17 protein-coding genes and 2 pseudogenes are annotated in these 21787 nt (G+C 70.9%); 11 read left to right on the forward strand and 8 right to left on the reverse strand.

Features of this window, described 5'->3' with window-relative positions; all coding sequences use genetic code 11:
* Positions 1–449: 449 nt before the first annotated feature.
* Complete coding sequence (locus G9272_RS44515) at positions 450–2996, forward strand: hypothetical protein (protein WP_171394596.1); 2547 nt, start codon at positions 450–452, stop codon at positions 2994–2996.
* 739 nt (positions 2997–3735) lie between these two features.
* On the opposite strand, the gene G9272_RS44520 is transcribed toward G9272_RS44515, so the two are convergent.
* Positions 3736–5496: a S8 family peptidase gene (locus G9272_RS44520; RefSeq protein WP_171394595.1), complete on the reverse strand. Its 1761-nt coding sequence runs from the start codon at positions 5494–5496 to the stop codon at positions 3736–3738.
* 170 nt (positions 5497–5666) lie between these two features.
* On the opposite strand from G9272_RS44520, the gene G9272_RS44525 reads away from it, so the two are divergent.
* The 3 genes from G9272_RS44525 to G9272_RS44535 all read left to right on the forward strand — a co-directional run bounded on the left by G9272_RS44525 (position 5667) and on the right by G9272_RS44535 (position 7902).
* The gene (locus G9272_RS44525) at positions 5667–6017 is read left to right on the forward strand and encodes a hypothetical protein (RefSeq protein ID WP_171394594.1); all 351 of its coding nucleotides are present in this window, start codon (positions 5667–5669) and stop codon (positions 6015–6017) included.
* 193 nt (positions 6018–6210) lie between these two features.
* Positions 6211–6852: a carbonic anhydrase gene (locus G9272_RS44530; RefSeq protein WP_171394593.1), complete on the forward strand. Its 642-nt coding sequence runs from the start codon at positions 6211–6213 to the stop codon at positions 6850–6852.
* Between the two features lie 312 nt (positions 6853–7164).
* Positions 7165–7902, forward strand: coding sequence for a DUF4142 domain-containing protein (locus G9272_RS44535; protein ID WP_171401753.1), 738 nt, complete (start codon positions 7165–7167; stop codon positions 7900–7902).
* A 236-nt stretch (positions 7903–8138) separates the two neighbouring features.
* On the opposite strand, the pseudogene G9272_RS44540 reads toward G9272_RS44535, so the two are convergent.
* Both G9272_RS44540 and G9272_RS44545 read right to left on the reverse strand, forming a co-directional pair.
* Positions 8139–8258 (reverse strand): annotated as a pseudogene (locus tag G9272_RS44540) (fused response regulator/phosphatase); the annotation flags it as partial.
* A 139-nt stretch (positions 8259–8397) separates the two neighbouring features.
* The gene (locus G9272_RS44545; RefSeq protein WP_171394592.1) at positions 8398–9081 is read right to left on the reverse strand and encodes a TetR/AcrR family transcriptional regulator; all 684 of its coding nucleotides are present in this window, start codon (positions 9079–9081) and stop codon (positions 8398–8400) included.
* A 194-nt stretch (positions 9082–9275) separates the two neighbouring features.
* On the opposite strand from G9272_RS44545, the gene G9272_RS44550 reads away from it, so the two are divergent.
* From G9272_RS44550 to G9272_RS44560, 3 genes are all read left to right on the forward strand, one after another.
* Positions 9276–9953 (forward strand): SDR family NAD(P)-dependent oxidoreductase, encoded by a 678-nt coding sequence (locus G9272_RS44550; RefSeq protein ID WP_171394591.1) that lies wholly within the window; start codon positions 9276–9278, stop codon positions 9951–9953.
* A gap of 706 nt (positions 9954–10659) precedes the next feature.
* Complete coding sequence (locus G9272_RS44555; protein ID WP_171394590.1) at positions 10660–10848, forward strand: hypothetical protein; 189 nt, start codon at positions 10660–10662, stop codon at positions 10846–10848.
* A 94-nt stretch (positions 10849–10942) separates the two neighbouring features.
* Positions 10943–12328: a condensation domain-containing protein gene (locus G9272_RS44560; protein ID WP_253267624.1), complete on the forward strand. Its 1386-nt coding sequence runs from the start codon at positions 10943–10945 to the stop codon at positions 12326–12328.
* Between the two features lie 505 nt (positions 12329–12833).
* Here G9272_RS44560 and G9272_RS44565 read toward each other — a convergent pair.
* The 3 genes from G9272_RS44565 to G9272_RS44575 all read right to left on the reverse strand — a co-directional run bounded on the left by G9272_RS44565 (position 12834) and on the right by G9272_RS44575 (position 14437).
* On the reverse strand, positions 12834–13544 hold the full coding sequence (locus G9272_RS44565) for a helicase associated domain-containing protein (RefSeq protein ID WP_171394589.1): 711 nt from the start codon (positions 13542–13544) through the stop codon (positions 12834–12836).
* Positions 13545–13838: 294 nt separating this feature from the next.
* A complete protein-coding gene (locus G9272_RS44570) occupies positions 13839–14123 on the reverse strand; it encodes a hypothetical protein (protein ID WP_253267623.1) in 285 nt (94 codons plus the stop codon).
* A 26-nt stretch (positions 14124–14149) separates the two neighbouring features.
* Positions 14150–14437: a hypothetical protein gene (locus G9272_RS44575; RefSeq protein ID WP_253267622.1), complete on the reverse strand. Its 288-nt coding sequence runs from the start codon at positions 14435–14437 to the stop codon at positions 14150–14152.
* A gap of 105 nt (positions 14438–14542) precedes the next feature.
* Between G9272_RS44575 and G9272_RS45840 the strand changes: the two genes are divergently transcribed.
* Together G9272_RS45840 and G9272_RS44585 are read left to right on the forward strand one after the other, a co-directional pair.
* Positions 14543–15091, forward strand: a complete 549-nt coding sequence (locus G9272_RS45840) for a helix-turn-helix domain-containing protein (RefSeq protein ID WP_253267621.1) — start codon at positions 14543–14545, stop codon at positions 15089–15091.
* Positions 15092–15796: 705 nt separating this feature from the next.
* Complete coding sequence (locus tag G9272_RS44585) at positions 15797–17218, forward strand: hypothetical protein (protein ID WP_171394587.1); 1422 nt, start codon at positions 15797–15799, stop codon at positions 17216–17218.
* Positions 17219–17363: 145 nt separating this feature from the next.
* On the opposite strand, the gene tpg (G9272_RS44590) is transcribed toward G9272_RS44585, so the two are convergent.
* Together tpg (G9272_RS44590) and tap are read right to left on the reverse strand one after the other, a co-directional pair.
* On the reverse strand, positions 17364–17921 hold the full coding sequence (gene tpg / locus G9272_RS44590; protein WP_171394586.1) for a telomere-protecting terminal protein Tpg: 558 nt from the start codon (positions 17919–17921) through the stop codon (positions 17364–17366).
* 91 nt (positions 17922–18012) lie between these two features.
* Positions 18013–20127, reverse strand: coding sequence for a telomere-associated protein Tap (tap, locus tag G9272_RS44595; RefSeq protein WP_171394585.1), 2115 nt, complete (start codon positions 20125–20127; stop codon positions 18013–18015).
* Positions 20128–20379: 252 nt separating this feature from the next.
* On the opposite strand from tap, the gene G9272_RS44600 reads away from it, so the two are divergent.
* The gene (locus G9272_RS44600) at positions 20380–21381 is read left to right on the forward strand and encodes a hypothetical protein (protein WP_171394584.1); all 1002 of its coding nucleotides are present in this window, start codon (positions 20380–20382) and stop codon (positions 21379–21381) included.
* Between the two features lie 16 nt (positions 21382–21397).
* Positions 21398–21767, forward strand: a pseudogene (gene tpg / locus G9272_RS45845) (telomere-protecting terminal protein Tpg); the annotation flags it as partial.
* Positions 21768–21787: the final 20 nt, after the last annotated feature.

Below are 21787 nucleotides of genomic sequence, written 5' to 3' on the forward strand. Positions count from 1 at the left end.
GCTGGGACCTGATCTCGCCCGGTGTCCGGCGGGGCATGCGGACTTCCCGAAAGTGCCGGTGTTGGCAGGTACGAGAACGCCGGCCCTGGTGACACGGGGTGTTCAGGAGCGAAGGCGTCTGGGCCAGCGGTCGGCGATGGCCCGCAGAGCGGGGGGGCGTCTTGGTCCAGCCGGTGCCGGAGCCGCCGATGAGACAGCGGCTTGAACCAGCGTCGGGGTGAAGGTGGGCTCGCGGTCGCCGAAGTGGTCGCGCCTGCCCCGACGGCCGTTCGTGAGCCCGGCCGGGGGCGGCACCGGCGGGTCGGCGCCCCGGCGGAAGCCACCGCGGCACCGGCGCCCCGGCGGAAGCCACCGCGGACTGCCCGCCCGTAGTGGGCCCCTGCTTCCGGGCGTGTCGGGTCGGCGGGCTATCGTCCCGCTGCTTGTTCCCTTTTTCTCACAGGAGCCTCATGCGCCTCAGACAGGTCTCCCTGGTCGCGACCCTCTCGCTCGTGGCCGGCCTGACCACCGCCACCGTCGGACTGGCCGGCTCCGCGGTGTACGCCGACGACACGGCCGCGCTGCCGCTGTCCGGTTACGCGCACTTGGTGGTCGACCCCGCCCACCAGCACGTCTTCGTCAGCCAGGGCGCCGGCTCGACCGGCATCGTGGTGACCGATCTGTCCGGCACCCCGGTCACCACCGTTGCGGGGGAGCAGGGCGCCACGGGTCTGGCGCTGTCGCCCGGCGGCGGCACGCTGTACGCGGCGCTGGCGGACGGCGGCGCGATCGCCGCGATCGACACCGCGACGCTCACCGAGACCGCCCGCTGGTCCACCGGCGCGGGCAGCTCCCCGGTTTCCGTCGCGGTGGCGGGCGGCCGCGTCTGGTACGGCTACACGGCCGACGGCAAGGGCGGCATCGGCTCGGTCGACCCGTCCGCGCCCGCGCCGGCAGCGATCCCGCAGCCTGCCCTGTCGCAGTGGACGACCGCACCACTGCTCGCCACCGGCGGCGGTGTGCTCGCGGCCGAGGAACCGCAGGGCAACCTCAGCCACGTGGCGACCTTCGGCGTCGCTTCGGGCACGGCGTCGGTCAAGGCGGACACCCTGGTCCACGGCGGCACGGCAACCGGGCTCGCCGTCACCGGCGACGGCACGCGGGTGCTGCTGGCCGCCCCGCAGCAGCCCGCCCTGCGGTCGTACCGCAGCACGGACCTCGCGGCCGCAGACCCCGCCGCGTACTTCACCGGCGGCTCCGGTTCCGCGCCCGGCTCGGTGGTCGTCGACACCGACGGCACGGTCGCCGCCGCCGGCACCTCCGGCGTCTACCTCTACGCCGGCACGAGCACCCTCGCCGAGAACCACCTGACCTTGCCGTCCGGCACGGTCGCCCCGGACGGCCTGGAGTGGGGCGCCGACGGCACGACCCTCTACGCCGTCACCAAGGACCCCTCGGGCGCCTACAGCCTGAACGTGCTGGGCGCCCCGAAGCTGACGGACAGCGAACTCGTCCTGCGGCACCCGCAGTACGCGGTGCCGACCGAGCGGTACACGGTCAGTGGCTCGCTGAGCACCCGCGGCCTCCTGCCGGCCGGCGCCGCGCTGAAGGTCACCCGCGACGGCACCGCCCTGCCCGACACCACACTCGGCGCGGACGGCACGTTCACGTTCACCGACCTCCGGCAGGACGAGGGCACGCACACCTACCAGGTGGCGTACGCCGGTGACGCCACCCACCGCCCCGCGGCGGCCTCACTGATCGTGAACGTGGCGAAGCTGCCGACCGATGTCGTGGGCACCGACATCACCTCGGCGACCCCCGGCTCGGTCGTCCTCACCGGCCGCCTCATGGCCCAGCTGGGCCTGGGCACCTTCCCGCAGGGCACCACCGTCCAGGTGGCCCGGCGCGACGAGAGCACCCAGCAGAGCGTGCCGCTGGGATCCGTACCCGTGGACCCGACCACCCTCCGGTTCACCGCCACCGATGTCCCGGGCGGCGCCGGCTCGTTCATGTACGTCTTCACGTACGCCGGGGACGCCACCCACCAGCCGTCCGAGAGCGGCATGAGCCTCGTGGTCGCCCCGTACGCCCCGGCGCTGACGCTGAGCGCCCCGGCGGCCGCCGTCCGAGGGGCGGCCCTGTCCTTCGGCGGCAAGCTCGGTGACGGCCCGTACGCCGCCGGCCGGACGGTCACCGTCTCCCGCAAGGACGCCGCCCACAGCACCCCGGTGACCTGGAGCACGCCGGTGGCCGCCGACGGCACCATCACGGTGAAGGACACCCCCGACATCGGCGGCGCCAACACCTACACGGTCACCTACCCGGGTGACGCCTCCCACAAGGCGGCCACCGCGGTCGCCACCGTCCAGGTGTCCCGCGCGGCGACCGCCCTGACCGTCACCAGCAGCGCGCCCTCATACGCGTACGGCGCGACGGCCACCGTCACCTCCCACCTGGGCACCACATACAACGGCCGCACGGTGTCGATCTACGCCACGCCCTACGGCGGGGCGAAGACCCTGGTCACGACGGGCACCGTGGACGCCTACGGCAACCTGAAGACCACCTACAAGGTCACCCGCAACACCACCTTCACCGCGTCCTTCGCGGGCGACTACCGCTACGCCCCCGCGACGGCCACCCGCGCCGTCAACGGCTACGTGAAGATCGCGACGGCCCTCGGCGGCTACTACACGAGCACCACGTACAGCGGGAGCACCTACCGCGTCTTCCACAAGACGGTGAAGCCCACGGTGACCGCGACCGTCATGCCCAACAAAGCCGGCCAGTGCGAGCGCTTCCAGGTCCAGCGGTACTACAGCGCCGCCTGGCACACGCTCACCACGTCGGGCTGCTACGCCCTGTCGCCGACGAGCAGCGCGAAGGCACAGCTCAGCCTCACCAACGCGCTCAACCAGAAGTTCCGCGTCCGCTCCAAGTACGAGCGCTCCACGAAGGACCTCGGCAACGTGAGCACGTGGGGCGGCTGGCTCTACTTCGTGGTGCGCACCTGAAACCCGTGACCTGGCCGGAGGCGGTCCGGACGACGCCAGGCTGTGCCCGCCGTGTGCAGCCTGGCGTTACGTGGCCCTGGCCCTGCTGGGCCAGGGCACGGGCCCGTTCCAGGCGCCGGTGGTGATGGTGCCGGCCCGCCGGTGGTAGGAGCGGCACCGCGACTGGGCCGCCGGTGCGGCGGCCGGCCTGGCCGGGTCGCTGGTGGTGTTCGTGCTGCTCGGCCCGCTGCGCACACCTGGACCGGCTGGCCGCGGACTCGCCGGCCGCCTGCGCGGGGGCGGCGACCGCGCAGGTCGTGCTGACCGTCGGGTCACGGCTGCGCGCCAAGGCCCGCCGGGAGCAGAGACCGGCCTTCGCCCGACTGCAAGCCGCGATGGGCTGGGGGAGACGGCCCCGCGCCCCGTGGGGACCGCCGCAGCGATCCGCCGGACGCCCCTCAGGGCCGCGGCGCGCGCGGCCGTGTCCGCGCCGACCGTACGGTCGGCGCGGACACGGCCCTGCAGCTCCTCAGGGAGGCGCACGGTGAGCCGGGCACCGGCCCCAGGCCGTTCGCGGCCTTCCCGGACGCCTCCGGCATGGCGGCCCCGGCCGCGGCGTTCACCGCCGCCGAGGCCCCTGTGCCCTCTGCCGCGCAGCGGTTCCAGCCCTGGCCGGCCGCAGCCCGCCTCGTCCGCGGCCGCGGACAGGGAGCTGCCGTCGGCGCACAGCGTGCCGACGCGGGCGTTGCCGGGCCCTGCGTCAGAAGGTCAGGTTCCAGGCGTCGATCTTGCCTGTGTCGGAGGCGGCGTTGTCGTTGACGCGCAGTTTCCAGGTGCCGTTCGCGACCTCCGAGGAGGCGTTCACGGTGTAGGTCTGGGCGATGTTGTCGGCGCTGCCGCCGGCGTGGTTGTGCAGCGTGTAGACGGTGCCGTCCGGCGCCACCAGGTCGACCTTCAGGTCACCGGTGTAGGTGTGCTTGATGTCCACACCCACCTTGAGGGTGGCCGGGGCGTTGCCGGTCACGCCGGTCACGGCGATCGGGCTCTCCACGGTCGCGTTGTCGTTGACGGCGAAGTCCGCGAGGTTCTCGAAGTACTTGCCGGGCGGCGGGGTGGTCCCGACGGCCTTGAGGGCGTCGGCCTGTCCTTCGCCGAAGAACGAGTTGCTGGCCGTCGTGCCCGTGCAGCGGCTGTCCGAGGGGCAGGCGATGTCGTTGGCCTGGGCGGCCAGTTTGGCGCGGATCTGCGCCGGGGTGATGCCCGGGTCGGCGCTGGCGATGAGTGCCGCCACGCCGACCACGTGCGGGGTGGCCATCGAGGTGCCGCTCTTGCTGCCGTAGCCGCCGCCGGGGACGGTGGAGTACACGTTGCTGCCCGGCGCCGCGACGTCGATGACGCCCTGCCCGTAGTTGGAGAACGAGGCCTTGGTGACGCCCGTGCCGTTGGCCGCGACCGTGACCACGCCCGGCAGCTCGGTCGGGATGTCGAGGCAGGCGTTGGTGATGGTGCGGGTGACCGGCGTCGAGTCGTTCGGGCTCGCGGAGTCGGTCGTCTTGTGGGCGAGGTCGTAGTTCTCGTTGCCCGCCGCGGCGATCTGGAGGGAGCCCTTGCCCTCGGCGTACTCCTGGGCGCGCTTGACGCCCTCGATGATGGCGGCCTGGTCGATGTTGTCCGGGCAGTTGAACTGCCACGGGTCCGTGTAGTAGCTGTTGTTGGTGACCTTGAAGCCGTGGTCACCCGCCCAGACGAAGCCGCAGACGGTGTTCTCGGCGAAGAAGAAGGCATTGCCCGGCTCGGCGACCCGGACCGCGGAGATCCTCACCCCGGGGGCCACGCCGACGACGCCCTTGCCGTTCTTGGCCGCGGCGATGGTGCCCGCCACGTGGGTGCCGTGCGTGTCGACGTCCCGCCAGGCGCCGGCCCGGGTGTCGGGCTTGCCGTAGGCGCAGGAGACCGAGTCGGCCGCGTCGAAGTTGGGCGCCAGGTCCTGGTGCCGGTCGTCCACACCGGTGTCCAGGATGCCGACCTTGACCGAGGCGGAGCCCGGGTTCACGGCCCAGGCCTGGTCGGCCTTGATCTGGCTCATGTCGGCCCGGACCGGTTCTCCGGCCGGGGTCGAGGCCTGGGCCGGATCGGCCGGGAGCGCCGGGTCGTAGGCGTCGGCCGGGACGTCCGAGGTGCGCGTGGCGCCGACCTGCTGCACGCCGGCGACGCCGCGCATGGCGGCGGCGAACCCGCTGGACGCCGAGTGGGCGACGATCACGCCGATGGCGTCGAAGTCCGAGAAGACGGTGCCGCCGTTGGCCGCGATCGCGGAACGGACCGCAGAGCTGTCACCGGGGGCGGTGATCACGAGGTAGGCACGCGTGCCGGCCACCCAGGTCGCACTCCGGGAAGCCGGCACGGCGGCCGGAGCGTGGGCCTTGGAGGCCGACGCGGTGGAGGGGGCGACGGGGAGCGTGCCCGCGAGGGCGCCCGGGGCGCCGAACGCGAGGACGGCGCCGAGCGTGGCCGCCAGCACCAGCGTGCGTCTGGGTCGGCCGGATATGGGGGGTATCAATGCGTCCTCCGAAGACGGCCCGGCCGCGCTGAGGGCACCGGCGGGGCCGTACGAAACGAATGGTGGATGCAAGATGTCAGGTGCATGCTCCTGTGCGGAAGTACCTTTCCGTGCAGGGACGTCATAGGGGCATGGCTGAAAAGAGACACACTCCGGGCATCGAGGGGTCGAGGCACCTCGGGAGCTCGGCGACGCCGACCGCGCCCTGGCATGCGCCGCCGACCTGGCGCCGGCCGTGCTGCCCGCACCAGAGCCGGACCCGACCCGAGGCGCTCCCCGGCCATCGCCGCCTCGAGGCCGTTTTGTACGAAGGGCCCGCGGCCCGCATCCACATCACCTACGACGGACCCACCACCGTCACCGATCCCCTCGTCCCCGGCGCCCGAGAGCAGTACGCCACCGTCGTCCTCGGTGGTCCAGGGCTGCCCCGCCCTCGTTCGGCCGACAGCGCGGGCAGCGCCTCGCTCGTTGTGCGGGTATGAACGACACGCAGGGGGTTGTGGACCAGTGGCCACCCGGGGCGGGGTCGCAGTGCCGCGCGCTGAGGTCCCACCTCGAGACCGCTCTCGCCTGGCGCCTGGGGGTAATGCCCCAGCCCTTCGGCGTGGACCTCTCCGACGAGCTGAGGCAGGGCCAGGCGATGCCATGGATGGTGCCGGCTCCTAGGCTGCGGTCATGACCGGAATCGAGGCCCCGACGCCCCGCGAGGCTTTCGCGCTCTTGCTGGCCGGAAACCAGCGCTTCGTCGCCGGCGCCCCTGAGCACCCCAACCAGGACGCCACCCGCCGCGCCGAGATCGCACCGGCCCAGCAGCCCTTCGCCGTCCTGTTCGGATGTTCCGACTCCCGGCTGGCCGCTGAGATCATCTTCGACCGCGGCTTGGGTGACCTGTTCGTCGTGCGCACCGCGGGCCACGTCATCGGTGCGGAAGTGCTGGGCAGCATCGAGTACGGGGTGGACGTACTGGGCTGCCCGCTGGTGATGGTGCTCGGTCACGATTCGTGCGGCGCGGTCGGCGCGGCGTGCGCCGCGCTGGAGGACGGCATGGTGCCGGCCGGGTACGTCCGAGACGTCGTGGAGCGCGTGACCCCCAGCGTGCTCGCGGCGCGGGCCGCCGGTCGGGTGGAGCCGGAGGAGATTCTCGCCGAGCACATAAGGCACACCGTCGACCTGCTGCTGGACCGCTCCCGGGTGCTCGCCGAGAGAGTCGCCGCCGGGCAAGCCGCCGTGGTGGGGCTGTGCTACCGCCTGGCTGACGGCAGTGCGCAGCTCGTCGCATCCCGCGGCCTCGACGCAGCGGTGCCCACCGCGTCCTGACATCCCCCAACCGTGGCTGCTCAGCGTGAGCCGGCCGCGGTCGCAGGGGATCCGCATAAGTGGATGAGGACCCCGACCAGCCCCAGGGGGCGGCCTCACCTCCGCACCCTCGTCGAGCTCGATGCCTCCGGCTTCAGTTCGTTCCCTTTGGGGGCCTAGAGGCTCTTCCTGTGTCCTGCCTATGAAGATATTGCTGGGTCTGCTGAGCCGGAATGGTGCCGCGCGCGTAGTTCTCTTCGTCCGCTCCCCATCGGGTGAGCAGGTCAGCGGATTTCCTGACGGGCAGGAGGACTGGTGCAGCTTTCGCGGAACATGGTGGGCACTGTCGTCGTAGGGGGCGCACTGACCCTGACATTGGGTGCGCTGGCCTACCCGTCGATGCTCGGACTTGACACCGTGTCGGCTTCGGGCGACCGGATCATCGCCAACACCCAGTGGGGTCCGTTCACCGAGGGCGACCGCGCCTTCGTCGTGGCGGTGCGCGCAGCCGGTCTGTGGGAGCATCCTGTCGGGCTGATCGGGCTCCAGAAGGGGCAGAGCAAGGGGGTCCTCACCGCCAGCCAGCACCTGGTCGACGGGCACGCGGCGCTGGACGAGACCTGCCGCAAGATCGCGCCACTGCTGAACGTGACCCTGCCCAACATAGCCAGTCCGCAGCAGGAAGGGTTCGTCAACACCCTGAAGGCGGACCAGGGCAAGCAGTTCGACGTCGACTTCGCCAACATCCTGCGCATGACGCACGGTTCGATCTTCAACACGGTGGCGAAGATCCGCTCGACGACGAAGAACACGCTGGTGCGCGCGCTGGCCGACCAGGCCAACGACACCGTCCTGGACCACATCACGGTGATGGAGCAGACCGGCCTGGTCGACTTCGACACCACGCTGTTCACCCAGACCACCCCGCCGAAGCTGCCCAAGTCGGACATGACCCCGCCGGTCCCGCCCGCCGGCCAGCCGCTGGTCGTCCTGCCCCCGCCGGCGAACGCCACGTCCACCCCGGTGGACCTGGGCCCCGCCATGAACGGCCCGGCCGCCAACGGCAGCTAGGCGACCGACAGCAGGGTCCACGGCGCCCGGGGGAGGCGGATGGCCGCCGGCCGGTGGAGCGGGCCGATCCGGTGCCAAGGGCACGCGCCGACGACCTCGGTCGGGACGGGTGTGCTCAGCCGTTCGCTGCCGGGCAGGTGAACCAGCGGCGCGGGGTCTGACGCCGCGGTGGCTGCGGGTCTTGTTCCATGAAGGCGCAGAAAGCCGAAGGGGTGGTTCTGCGCCCACCGGTTGTCCCAGTCGAGGCGGAGTGCCGCTAGGTCATCGGTGTGACGCCCGGCGTTCAGCGCCTGGGTCTCTTTGATGAGGCGGTCGACCTGGGCGGCCGGGTCTGTCGGCGGCAGGCTGCGGATCAGCTCCGCGCCCGCACCGCGCTCGCGCCATGGGCCATTGCTTTCGGTGACGCGTGTGGGGTGGGCGTTGACGCACGGTCGCACTCGGCCGGCGTCTGGCATCACCGGACGGCGCCGTGATCGGTGGGCGAGCCGGTGGTGGTCAGCTGCTCTTGTCCGGCACCGGTGCATCGGTGGCCGCCGGGCCGGCGCGGAGCATGGCCCGGTAGAGGGCTTCGTGTTCGGGCGGTTCGGGCAGGGGGCCGCGGGCCGGGGCCTCGAAGGACTGGATGAAGAAAGCGACGACGCGCCGCCAGGCGTCGGGGGCTGCGTCGCCGGTGGCGTTGACGACGCCGGCGTTGGCCATGTGGAGCAGCACCAGGTCCGAGGGGTCGAAGTCGTCGCGCAGTCGGCCTGCGGCCTTGGCGCGGTGGATGAGCCGGAGCATGGCCTCGTACGCCTCGTTGCGCCGCTTCTCCAGGGCTTTTGCGGTGGGGAAGGTCGTGGTCAGGACGTCGGCGAAGCCGTAGTCGGCTGCCTGCATCGCGCAGGCGGCCTCGATGTAGCCGGTGAATCCGTGCCAGGGGTCGGGGTCGTCGAGGGCGGTGGCGACCGCGTCGGCGTAGGCGTCCATGCGGTCGGCGAAGACCGCGGCGACCAGGTCCTCCTTCGTGGGGAAGTGCCGGAACAAGGTGGCGATTCCCACTCCCGTCTCGCGGGCCACCGAAGCCATGGAGGCGTTCAGGCCGTCGCGGGCGAACACTGCGCGCGCGGCGGCGGTGATCCGTCCCCGGTTGCGTTCGGCGTCGCTGCGCAGGGGCTGGGTGGTGGTGTCGTCCGGGCTCATGGCGTCAGTCTAGCGAACCGGAATGCCCTATCCGGTTGGCGTGCTACCGTGGCCGACGTAACCAGATAGGCCTTTCCGAATCCAAACCGGAAAGACCTATCCATATCGATTTGGGGCTGTACTCCCGGCAACGCTCCCACACACCGCGACCCGGTCGCGGACCCCGAGAAGACGGCCTCGCGAAAGGACCTTCTGTGACCAGCATCGCCATCGTCGGAGCCGGCCCCCAGCTCGGACTGGCCATCGCCCGCACCTTCGGCTCCCGCGGCTTCGACATCGCCCTGATCTCCCGCAACCGCGACAAGCTCGACACCCTCGTCGGCAAACTCGCCGCCGACGGCATCCCCGCCGCCGCGTTCCCTGCGGACGTACTCGACCACGACGCCCTCACCAACGCTCTGCACGATGCAGCCGCGCACTTCGGCGGCATCGACGTCCTGGAGTACTCCCCGGTCGGCACGTTCAGCACCACCGCACTGACCGCTCCGACCGCGACGGAGCCGTCCCACGTCGAATTCGAGATGAACTTCCAGCTCTACGGGGCGATCACGGCCACCAAGACAGTGCTGCCCGCGATGCGCGACACCGGCGCCGGCACCCTGCTCTACACCACCGGTGCGGGCTCCATCGTCCCCGACCCCAGGGTCGCCAACGTCAACGCTGCCGCCGCAGCGCTGCGCAACTGGGCGAAGAACCTGCACAACGAGCTGGCCGGCACCGGCGTTCAGGCCGCACACGTGGGTATCGACGTGTCGATCGGCACCGCAGTGATCCCCGGCCTGCCGACGGCCCGGCCCGAGCAGATCTCACCGCTCTACTGGGAACTGCACACCACCCACCGCGAAGAGGCCGAACGCGTCTTCCGGCTCTGAACCCCGGCGGACCAGCGGCAGCGCCCTCCCTGATGCCGCGGCTGCCGATCGGAACACGCAGCCTCACGAACCACCGCTGCGGCTACCGGAACAGCAGCCGCAGAGCGGACGGCTGACCGTCCGACGACACCACGGCGCCCGGCGGCAGGGAAGGCCGCAGCGGAACCCCGGCTCCCACATCGACGCTCCCTACGCCCCGTATACCGGAGAAGAAACGGCCGGTCAGACACGACGGATATGGCGGATCCGCGAGATCCGTCCCGGGAGCGGCGGCCGGCGCTCTACGGTGCTGCGGTGAGCGACGAGGTACAGGCGCCGGCCGGCGCGAGCGAGCCGGAGGCCGACGAGGTCCTCACCGGCGCACCGACAGCTCAGGGCGAGGCGGGCATACGGGCGTTGGGGCTTCTGCAGGACGCCCGCCGGGTGCTGACAGGGACGGACTTCATCCGGCCGGCAGAAGCCGCCGCGACGTGTGTACGGTCCACGGCGGACGCACTTCTGGGCCCGCCGGGCGCCCCGGTCACGGTGGGACTGAAGCCCGCAGCCAAGGGCCTGATATCCGCGGTGGACGCCTTCCCGACGCCGGACACGCCCTGCGACACCGAGGGACCGACCGACGCCACCGACGGGCCCCTGCCTGCCGCCGAGCCGCCGGCTGACCCCCGAAGCCGCCCGACCCACCATCTTCCACGCCGACCTGGAGCAGGTGCACACCGACGACCCAGCCGCGTACGGCGGGGTCCGTCTGGCGCGCACCGTGCTCGACCTCGCCGCAGCGGACGCGGACGCCGCCACCGGCCTGGCCGAGCGCACCCGCCACCTCAACCGCCTGGCCGACGTCGACGGCCGGCTGCCGCCCTGCTCCGCCCCGGCCCGCAGGAGCACGTCCTGGTGAGGCAGCTCCACCACCTGACCGCCGACGGCACCTTCCTCACAGAACCGGCGTCGGCCCCCACTCTGTCCCGCAGTACCCGACCCCAAGGCAGGGTATGAAAACGACCACCGGTCCCCGGCACCCGGCACTTCCGCTCTCCTCGCGCCAGGAATTGTGCTGGGAGTGGGAGCGCTGCCACGGCAAGCCCTATCCTGCGGTGGTCTCGATCGACTGCTCGACCGCCCTGCGGCTCCTGGGGCCGCTGGACGCCGGCGCGCTGCGGGAGGCCTTCGCCGAGGTCACACTCCACCACGACGCCCTGCGCCTGCGGCTGGACGAGCCGCCGGAGCGGGCCGCCGACGTCGTCCGGCCCCACCAGACGCTTCGCGCCACGCCCCTGCCGCTGGAGGAGGCCCTGCTGCCCGCGCGGCCGTACCCGCTCCTGGTGGACCTCAGCACCCGCCCCTTCGACGTCACCGAAGCCCTGGGACGCGCCTACCTGCTGCGCGCGGCCCCCGACCACCACGTCCTGCTCACCTGCTTCCACCACCTGGTGTTCGACGCGGCCAGCCACCGCCTCTTCCTCAGCGACCTGGCCCACGCATACAACCGGAGGGTGGCCGCCGGGGTACCGCTGCGGCCCGCCTTCTCCTACCTCGACCTCATCCGCGCCGAGTCCACCCGCCAGGCCCTGGACGACCGCGCAGCCCGCCTGGCCGCCCGGGCCGCGCTGTTACAGACGTACGGCGCCGGGGACCTGCTGCCAGGCCGTACCGCCGGGCCCCCCGCGCTGCGCCACCGCTACGACGAGGAACCCCTCGACTTCTCCACCGAGCAGACCCGGCAACTTCTGCACGCGGCCCGGGCCGCCAGGGTCTCCCTGTACTCGCTGCTGACCGCGGCGTTCGCCAGCGCCCTCGGCCATCACTTCGGCCGGGAAAGGATGATCCTCTCCACGCCGTCCCACGGCCGGCTGCGGCCCGAACACCGCACCGCCGTCGGTGACTTCGCCAACATGGTGCAGATCCCGGTGGACGTGTCGCAGGACGGCGGGCACCGGCTGCTGCGGCAGACGCACGAGGCCGTCCGCGAGGCCTCGGCCACCGTCGACCTGCCGTTCGGGCTGCTCGCCGAGACCGTGCTGGGCCGCAGCGGCGACGCCGGCTTCTTTCGGTACGCCCTCGGGCACGCCGCGCTGCGCCTGCACGGGGTGACCGGCTGGGCCCTGGACCGGCAGCGCGACGACGCCACCCCGATGCACGCGATGCGCACCGACGTCATGCCCATAAGCCAGGACTCTTCCCGTTTGACCTACGCCACCCGCCAGGCGTCCGACGCGGCGGCGGCCACGCTCGCGCTCAGTCTCACCATGACGCAGGACGCCCGCCTGTCCGGGGCACTGCGCCACGAGAGGGCCTACCACGGCCCGCACACCGCACGCTCGATCCTGCACCACCTCCGTGAACGCCTGGGCGCACTGTCCGGCTCGGCCGGGACGTGAGGCGTCGGCAACCGGTGCCGGCACAGGGAGCCGGAGGCGCGCGCCGCAGGCAGGGCGTACACGTACTGCCGCCGGCACCTCAACGCGTCGATGGTCCGGTGCGCACAGACGGCCCGCACAAGTGCCCGCCGATGCATCTCCACCGCATCTCGTTGGCTTCACATGGCGCGCTCCTTCCGCGCTGCGCGGGGGAGAAGCCGAACATGGTCAACGGCAACGCGTCCCGACGTCGAGGAGTGACCGGAGGATCCGACCGTGCCTGCGGACCGTCGCCTCCGCAACGGGAGATACCGACTACTCCAACGGCAGCCTCCGACCAGCGCAGACAGCTCGACTCCCGCCCCACCTCACCGAACACCACGTCGACAGACCGCACATCGACCAACGTCACCCCGCCCCGCCCCGCCCCGCTTCTGCCCCCTGCACACCGACACGAACGGCTCACCGGCCATCGGGTAATGAGTCCAACAGAAAATCAGCCGACCCCGCCCGGCCCAACCAGCCCTCAGTCGAACAGGCCGAGATCCGCCAACTGCTGGCGCTGCGCATCCGACAACGATGCCCGCCGACTGCGCATATTGCTGCGCCACACCCCCAGACGCACCTCGGTACCGTCCTCCAGCCGCTCTCTGTGGGCCCGTGGAACGGCCACAGACCCAGTACGCGCCTTGTACTGCACCAACGCCCCCGCACCCCGCTCGAACGCCCCAGCGCCACCCTTGAGCGGCTTGGCAGGTGCCTCCCGGGCCGCGGACAGGGGCGCGATGCCGAGCTGCTCCAAACGCTCCCGCTGCCCGTCTGCCAAGGCCTGCCAGACGGCCGGCTGACGCTGCCTGGCGAGCCATGCCCCGACGTCCAACCCGCTGACGGTCACGCCGGGCTGCACCTCGGTCTGGCCGCCCTCGTCGCGCAGGAGTTCGCGGACGGCCGCGTAGTGGCGCTGCCAGGTGACAGGCCAGGCCGGGTTCCAGTCGCAATCGATCGCGGCCAGCGCCGCGGCGCGTTCAGGATGCCTGTCCAACACACCTGGCCTGCGCAGATTGGATACAAACTGTCCGACGGGCTTGCCGAGAGCGACGGCTGTACGCGGCGCACAGAGAGTGAAGTGCTGCTCGAAGTAGGCACGGCAGGCAGCAAGGTTCTCCTCGAAAGCCGCATCAGCGGCGTCCCAGACCATGCCGAGCTGCTCCAGCCGCCGGGCGCGCTGGCCGGTCATCTGACAAATCTGCCAAAGATCACTAGATGAACGATGCGTCGACCTGTTGGTCTAGTGATCGTTTCAGGATTGCTTGACCTCGTGTCGTGCGGAATTGAGCTGGGGTTTCCCTTGAGTTCCGGAAGCCCCAGAGGCTCTGAAGTGCGCGTTCAGTGATCGTTTCGGAATGTAGTGACCGTCGTGGGATTTCCCTCTGCTGCTTGGCGGTGCTGGGGCTGCTGTTGCAGAGGACAGCCCGAGGTTGGCGAGGTCGCGTACGGTCTGACTCTTCCTGAGGGCGCCGTTTCGCGCAGATCAGCGCTCGTGCAGCGCCTTCCACAGCTCGATGAAGGCCTGGCGGGCGATCGCGTGGTCGGCGCCCTCGGGGCCGTCGAAATGCTCGGCGACGGATCGGATTTCGGTGTGCTGGCTGCCGCGCTGCCACCGAGTTGCGGGGGTGGACCAGGTGTCCGGTCGGCCGATCCTTGCCGCGTGGCGACCGCGTCCCGCAGAAACTCGTGACTGCGCGCTGCGGTGCCACGGATCCCCGGCAGTGGTCGGCGGGACAGTCGCATAGACCGCAGTCAGGATGTCTGTCACGCGGGCTTGTCCCAGGTCCATGGTGGTCAGGTCAGGAGGGTGGCGAAGACGCTGGCCGCGGTGGTGGCGAGGGTGATGACTGCAGCGAAGGCGACGGCGGCGCGGGTGAGTGCGGTGGGGTAGGTCGCGCCGTCCATGTGGGCGAGTTTGCCGGCGCCAGCGGCGGTCAGCAGCGCGACGACGATCACGAGGGCGGTGGCGAGGAGGACGACGGCGACGGTCACGGCAGACTCCCAGTACACGAAGGTGTGTTGACGTGGACGAAGGTCGTGGAAGTGGTGTTCGCCGGGGTTCGCCGGGACGAAGATGAACACCAGCGAACACATCACGGCCCGGGGGCGAGCACGTGCACGACGAGCAGAACGGCCACAATCCGGCACTCACCGAACTGCGCAGGAGGCTGAAGCGGTCTGGCCCGCATGCGGCTGGACAAGACGGCTCTGGCCGGACGGGCGGGGCTGGGGCGCACGATCGTGTCGCAGGCATTCCAGGCCGACGGGCCGGTCCCCTCGGCACGGACCGTGGCCGCGCTGGCCCAAGCCTTGAAGCTGCCCGTCGAGGAGTTACTGGTGCTGCGGCGGGAGGCGGCCCGGGGTGGCGTTGACGAACGGCCGGGGCCCGGAAGGTTGATCGCGGACTGGGAACCGTACGATCTAGAGATCCATCCGGCTGGGCACAGCAAGGCGGTTGACGGCTCCGACGTGCCCGGTACCCGGCCGCTGCCCGGGTACGTGCGGCGTGACCATGACCGCGTGCTGGACGAGGCTGTCAAGGATGTGGCGGCCGGCCGCAGTCGGATCGTCATCCTGGTGGGTACCTCGTCGACCGGGAAGACCCGAGCCTGTTGGGAGGCCGTGCAGCCGCTCGCAGAAAAGAGGTGGCGGCTATGGCATCCTTCGACCCGACCCCTGCCGGCGCAGCCCTGGAAGACCTCCACCGTGTCCAGCCGCGCACCGTGGTGTGGCTGAACGAAGCCCAGCACTACCTCGGTTATCGGGAAGCCGGCGAACGGATTGCCGCCGCACTCCAGACTTTGCTCACCACTCCAGAACGTGGCCCCGTACTTGTACTGGGCACCCTCTGGACCGAGTACGACACCCGGTACACCGCCTTGCCGTCATCAGAGGGGCAAGACCCGCACAGCCGGACCCGGGAACTCCTGTCCGGCCGCACCCTGAGCGTCCCCGAGACGTTCGACGCTCAGGCCCTGGCTACGGCCAAAGCCCTTGCCGGTGACCGGCTACTGACCGACGCCCTCACCCGTGCTGGGGCCGACGGGCCTCTGGCTCGTTCAACAGAGCGTCGACCGACGCGAACAGCTCTTCCCGGGAACCCCATCTGGATGATGACGTCCATCTCGTACTCGGCCACTGGGTGGCTCGCGTCCGGCGGGCTGGCCGGGTTCCGAGAGCCGACTGCACAAGGCTAGAGGTCACCTCCCAACTTGCCGCCCTCGTCTGCCGCTGAGTCACATGTGCCGAAGCACGATAGTTGTCACCATCGGCATCCGCTGTCCTGCGGCTTCAAGTAGGACAAAGCGTGGTGGTTGTCACCGACTTGGTTTTGTGGTTGGTGCCGGGCGGCGGCCCTCGGCGATCACGGGCCATATTTCGCGCGCCCTGCGCGAACCCCGCCTCCTACGATCGCCTGGTACGACTGCTGGAGGGGCGGAAATGCTCGAGGACATCGGGGACAGGACAGCGGCAGCGACGCGGCTCGCGGGAGGTGCGCCGCTGCACAGCACGCTCGATGTCGCCGACCCCGCTGACTGGCTCACGCTGGACGCAGCAGTACGCGAGGCGGCCTGGTACCGCCCGCAGTTCCGTCCGGGGTGGGAGCACTCCGCCCCACTGCCCGTCGACCTCACTCAGCTCGGCGAGTCCCGGCTCGCACTCGCCCTCTGCCACCGCGACGGGCGGATCCGTCAGGAGGCTCTGCGCCAGTCGGTCCGGTACCCCGGCCTGCTGCCGTTGGTCGTGATCCGCTGCACCGACTGGGTCGAGCCGGTGCGCGAGCACGCCCGGCGGCTGCTGCGCGAAGCCCTGAATGTGGACTCTGCCCTCGACCTCGCGCCGCTCATCCTCCGCGTCGGCCGCCGCGACAGAGGTGCCTTCGGCGTCGAGGCGCTCGGCCACATCCTGCGTCAGGCAGCCCACGGGCAGCTCGCTGTACTCTTCGCTGACCCCGACCGCATCGTCCGGCGGTTCGCCTACCGGCTGGCCGTCGAAGGCCGACTGCTCCGTCCCGCCGAGCTGGCCCGCGCGGCCGCCCGGGACCAGGACACCGTGGTCCAGGACCTGTGTGCCACAGCGGCGCTCACGGCTCTGGGGGATGAGGAGGCCTACGAGGGTGTGCTGCCTCCACTGCTGTGCGCCCGCAACCCACGTGTCCGTTCGGCCGGCGTCACCGCGCTGAGACGGGCAGGGCGGTCGAAGCAGGCGGAGTCGTTTCTCAGCGACCGTTCCGTGCTCGTGCGTGCTTGTGCCCGGTATGTCGTACGACAACAGGGTGGTGACCCGGCGGCCTGGTACCGGGAGCGGTGCACGGCAGCGGACGACCCCGAGTTGCCGCCCGGTGCGGTCTTCGGGCTGGCCGAGTGCGGGAACCGCGCGGACGCCGTGCTGCTGCGGCCGCTGCTCGTGCACCCGGCGGCCGGGGTGCGGGCGCGAGCGGTGGCAGGGTTGCGGGCGCTGGACTGTGTGGATGCGAAGCAGTTACGGCCGCTCCTCGACGACCCTGCCGCCGGGGTTGTCCGCGAGACCGCCGCCGCCTTGCTGCCCTCGGCCAAGGAGCTGCCCGCTGACTGGCTGTTGGAGCGCACCAACTACGAGCGACCGCGGCACGTCCGCGTCGGCGCGTTCCGGCTGCTCGACGAGCGTGGCGGCATCGTGGCGCTCCGGGCGGCAGTCGGTCTGTTCGAGGATCCGGATATGAAGCTGCGCACCTGGGCCGCGCAATCAGTGCAGCGCTGGCATCCGTCACCGGACGGGCGGCGCGGGGATCCGGAGGTGGGTGAACTGCTCGACCGCAGCCGACACCTCTTCAGCGACCACGTGCTGCGCCGGCGCAAGTGGGAAGCCGGGGTGGACAGCTGAGACTGCACCGCGGTCCAGAACTCCGCTCGACACTCGCCGCCCGGTGGCCCTGGTGACAGCACGCCTGCCTTGGTGACAACTATCGTGCTTCGGCTCAAGTGCTCAGTCACAACGAGCGGGTGCCGGGCTCCCGGGTTGGTGGGGGTTAGTAGTCGAGGTCGAGGTAGTCGATGTCGTTGAGGGTGACGTCGGAGAGTCCCGTGGCGCGGGCTCCGTTGTCCTGGAAGTAGATCTCTTTGAATCCTTCGGCGATGATCTGGCGCATCTGCTGGTCGCTGGCTCCGGTGTCGCGGGCGTTGAACAGGCGCTGTGCGTAGGCCGGGGGGAGATGGACGGTGAGGCGGCGGAAGCGTCCGTCGTCGGTGGTGCCGACGGGTGCGGTGTAGCCGAACCGGGCCCTGGTCTCCACGGTGATGCCCGTGGTGGTGGCGGCCTGCTTCCGGCGGCGTTTGCGGACCTGGGGCTGCCACCGCTGCCGTACGGCGGCGTCGATCCGTTCGGCGATGGCCTGTGGCGGGTGTTTGCGTTCGCCCTTGCGGTAGCGCTCCACCGACCGTTGGCTGACCCCGATCTCGCGTGCGACGGCTTTGGTCGTCTTGAGCTGCTTGATCAGGAAGTTGATGCGCGCCTGGAGTGTCTTGGGCGGCTGGCGGGTGAACGCTTCCCGGTCGGCTCGTTCGATGGCGTCGTCGATCTCTGCCACGGCTCAGCCCTTCTCGACGGTGGGGTCCTGGCCACCCGTGTTGGCCAGCGGGATCCAGGTCTTATGCATCGGGCCGGTGTCGGGCACTGGCCTACTCTCCTTCGTCGAGGACGGCGTCGCCGCCCTTGATGTGGCGGGCGGGGTTGTGGCCCTGTTCCATCAGGTCGACCGCCCAGAGCATCGACTGGACGCCTTCGAGTTTGGCCAGGCCGGGGGTGGGTCCGAGGCGGAATCCGCCGGGCTGGGGCTTGCCGGAGGCGGCGTAGGGCAGGAAGTCGAGCGGGCTGTCCCCGGGCGAGGGGTAGACGACGCAGTCGGAGAGTACGGCGAGCGGGTACAGCCCCGTCATCTTGGCCATGTTGGTGAGTTTGCGGTGCATGTTGACCCGTGCTTTGGAGATGACGGCGGCGCGGATGTCGGGGCGCCAGGTGGGGCGTTGGAGGGCGGGCCACCGTTCGCCTTCCTTGTATTTCTTGCCCTGGGGGCGTTCGCGCAGTTTGCCGATGCCGCCCTTGACGGTGGCCTTGATGGCGGCGAGGACGGCCGCCATCGCCGGGTCGGTGTCCTTGTGCCGCTCCATCGCCGCCAGGAACTGAACGTCCGTGAGCTCCTTGGTGACGCCGAGGTCGGCGAGGGTGTCGACGTACGCCTCCTTGAGCCGGTCGTGCCACGGGTCCAGGTACGCGCCGGTCCCGCGGCGCAGGTACCCCTCCAGGGGAGCCACGTTGTGGCCGAGTTCCTGGGCGTAGGCGACGGTGTGTGTCTGGTACCAGGCAGGTCCCGTCGGCCGGCTGCCGTCCGGGGTGAACGGCGAGGGCAGGCGCGGGTCCACCTCGACGTGGGAGAGGTCGACCAGCCAGCTCCCGGGGATCTTCGGGTTGAACGTCGGGCCCACGAAGTGGTCGGGGGCGGACAGGCCGACGACCAGGCGGGCCGCGGCGGCGAGGAACGCCGTGTTCAGGTCCAGGCCGACCGCGAAGGGCAGCGTGCACTCTTCATCGCTGAGCAGGTCCACCGGCCGCACCCACTGGTACGCCTCCTCGTTCAAGAACCCGCCGCTCCAGCCGCTGTCCACGACGACGGGGTGTTCGGGGGTGGCTTCCGGCGGCGCAGGGTCCATCGGCTCGGTGCCAAGGCTGCCGGGGTTGTGGCCGGGCACCCAGTTCCCGCTCGCCTCGTCGCGCACCGCGCGGGTGGGCGGGCGCAGCGCGGTCATCAGCTCCAGCCCCGATACGGCCGTCGACCCGCGCGGGGTGATGACCCGGGTCGCGTACACGCCGAGGACGCGGGCGATGTCGGCCGGCTCCATCTCCGCCACCCCGGGCCAGGACCGCTCGTCGAGGGCGTCCCAGGACAGGATCGCGAACTGCACGCACTGCCGCTCGCGGCCCTGGGCCTTGCGGTAGATCCTTGCCCAGGGGCCGAACCCGCGCTGGGTGAGCCGCCACTTCGCCTTGGCCACCTGTTTGACCACGGGGTGGTCCTCGGGCAGGCGCAGGGAGCGGCGCTGTTCGTGGCCTTCCAAGCGCTCGGGCAGTCCGAGTTTCACGGCGGCTGCGGCGGTGAGGACGATCAGCGGGTCGGAGTCCTTGCCGTAGCGGTTGAGCTTCGCGGCACCGAGGCCGGACTCGCGCAGCGTCCACTCCACCAACTCCGGAACGGTGGTCGCCGGGCAGTCCAGCACGATCCCGCCCGTGCCGTACGCGCAGCCGTCACCGTCCAGGACCGCGAGCGGGCCGTGCGGGAAGCGCGGGTCTGCTGCGGGCTGCGCCGCCCTCTTCGTGGCCGGACGCCGCGACGGCGCAGCGGGCCGGACGGCAGGGCGTGCCGGCGCCGCAGCCGGAACGGCGGAAGCCTGCGGGGCCGGGGCATCTGCCGTCTCCGCCCTGGACGCACCCGGTTCGGCAGACGCCGCAGGCACGGTCGCGGCAACCGGAGCTGTCGGAGCTGTGCCGGGGGCGGGGTACTTCGCCGCCCACCCGTTCAGTAGCCGCTGGTAGGCATCCAGGCGCGGCGACTTCGGCTCGCTGCGGCCGTTCTCCCAGTTCTTCACCGACTGGGTCGTCGTCTTCAACGCGGTGGCCAGGCGGGCCTGCGTGATGCCGGCAGCTTCACGCAGCCGGGCACGCTCCGCCGGAGGCGGCAGGTGCGGCTCCTCGTTCAACAGAGCGTCGACCGACGCGAACAGCTCTTCCTCAGATGCCATATCCCCGCACCTTCACATCAGAACCCGACATCGCTTAGCCAGAAAATTACCCCATTCCTTAACCTCTGCGTGCCCGAGGTCGGCGAGTGCGGCGAGCTTGTCGGGTGAATGCGGTTCTTTACTTGGCGGACGAGCGCAGTACTTGGCGGCTCTCGTTGGCCCTTGAGCGTTGCAGCTAGCCCGTGCCTACCCCCCTCGGGCGGCACACTGCCCCGGCTCTTGAGGTTCAGGCGGGGGCGTTAGCCTCAGCGGATGATTCCTGAGCCGCCACCGAAGGTCATCACGCGTCTCCGCGACGGGCGGATCCACGCCTACGTCGTGGGCGTCGGCGTCTACGGGACGCTGGAGCCCGCAGCGGTTTTCCAGCCGCGGGATGGCGAGGAGGTCGTAGCGTCGGTGGTCCGGCAGGATTTGGAGCGGGTCGTGTACACGACGCTGAACGGAGTCGTCTGCCTCACGCGCGCCGGCGACCTCATGTGGGCTGCGGACTTCGAACCGCACTCTGACGTACGCCATGGCCACCGGCCTGGCTGTGCGCTGTCTCTGGACGGCCGGACGGTGTGGGTCTACCGGCCGGACGCGATGGCGGGCCGCGGGGGCGGAGACCAGTGGGTTGTGCACGATGCCGACAGCGGTGTGGTTGTCGCCCGTCGGGAGCTGGAGACGGTCGGGCACGGCGCCTTCCACCACGTGCATCCCGTGGACGGCAGCGTCTACCTCGACATTGGTGAGGGCCAGGACGGATCCGTCATTCTCCGAAGCACGGGCGGGGCGGACAGCGAGCCGGAATTCGTCACGTACCCGTGGCCGGACCGCTGCCTGATCGACCTGGCTCCGTCCGGGCACCAGTTCATGACCGTGGACCACGGGCAGGCGGACGTCGCCTTCCACGACCACCCCAACGGGGACGTGCTCTTCACCCTCCCCGTCGAAGCCTTCGGGTACGACCCGGAGGAGTCCTTCGTGGAATGGAGCGGCGGCTACCTGACCGAGGACACGGCCATCGTCACCCTGGGCGGTGAGAGTCAGGACGAGGAGGAGTGGTTTCGCTACCACCTGGTCGACGTACGCACGGGCACCCTCAGCGGCGAGTTCACCGTTGAGGCGAGCAACCCGTACGAGCTGGTGCCCCTGGGCGACGGTTCCTGGCTCACCGGCGGCCCCGGCGGCGACCCCGTCCGTTGGTCCAGCGCTCCGCAGCCGCCGCCGCACCCGGCCGTACCAACCTCTCCATACGAGAGGCGGCAACCGTGACGGCAGACCCCCGGGACGCATCAACTTCCTGCTGAAGCAGCTCAAGACGACCAGGGCCGTAGCCCAGGAACTCGGCATCACCCAGCGCTCCGTGGAGCGCTACCGCACTGGCGCGCGCAAGCAGCCGCCCTAAGGAGATCGCCGACCGGATTGGCGCGGCTGTACGCGCCCGCTGGCAGCCCCGCGTTCCGCGACCGGCGCCGCAAGCAGGCCGCCGCCACGACCGGAATCACCGTTGAGCCCCGCGCCCGGTTCGCCTACAGCGCGCCGATCGGCACCACCGACGACGGCCGCACACGGCGCATCACCTCTTCGACACACAGAAGGGCATCAGCGACCAGTCGATCCACGAAGTTATCGCCGAAGGCATCCAGGAAACATATTTTTTACCACGGATGACCCGCCG

Origin of the sequence: Streptomyces asoensis (assembly GCF_013085465.1) — a bacterium.
GTDB classification, from domain to species: domain Bacteria; phylum Actinomycetota; class Actinomycetes; order Streptomycetales; family Streptomycetaceae; genus Streptomyces; species Streptomyces cacaoi_A.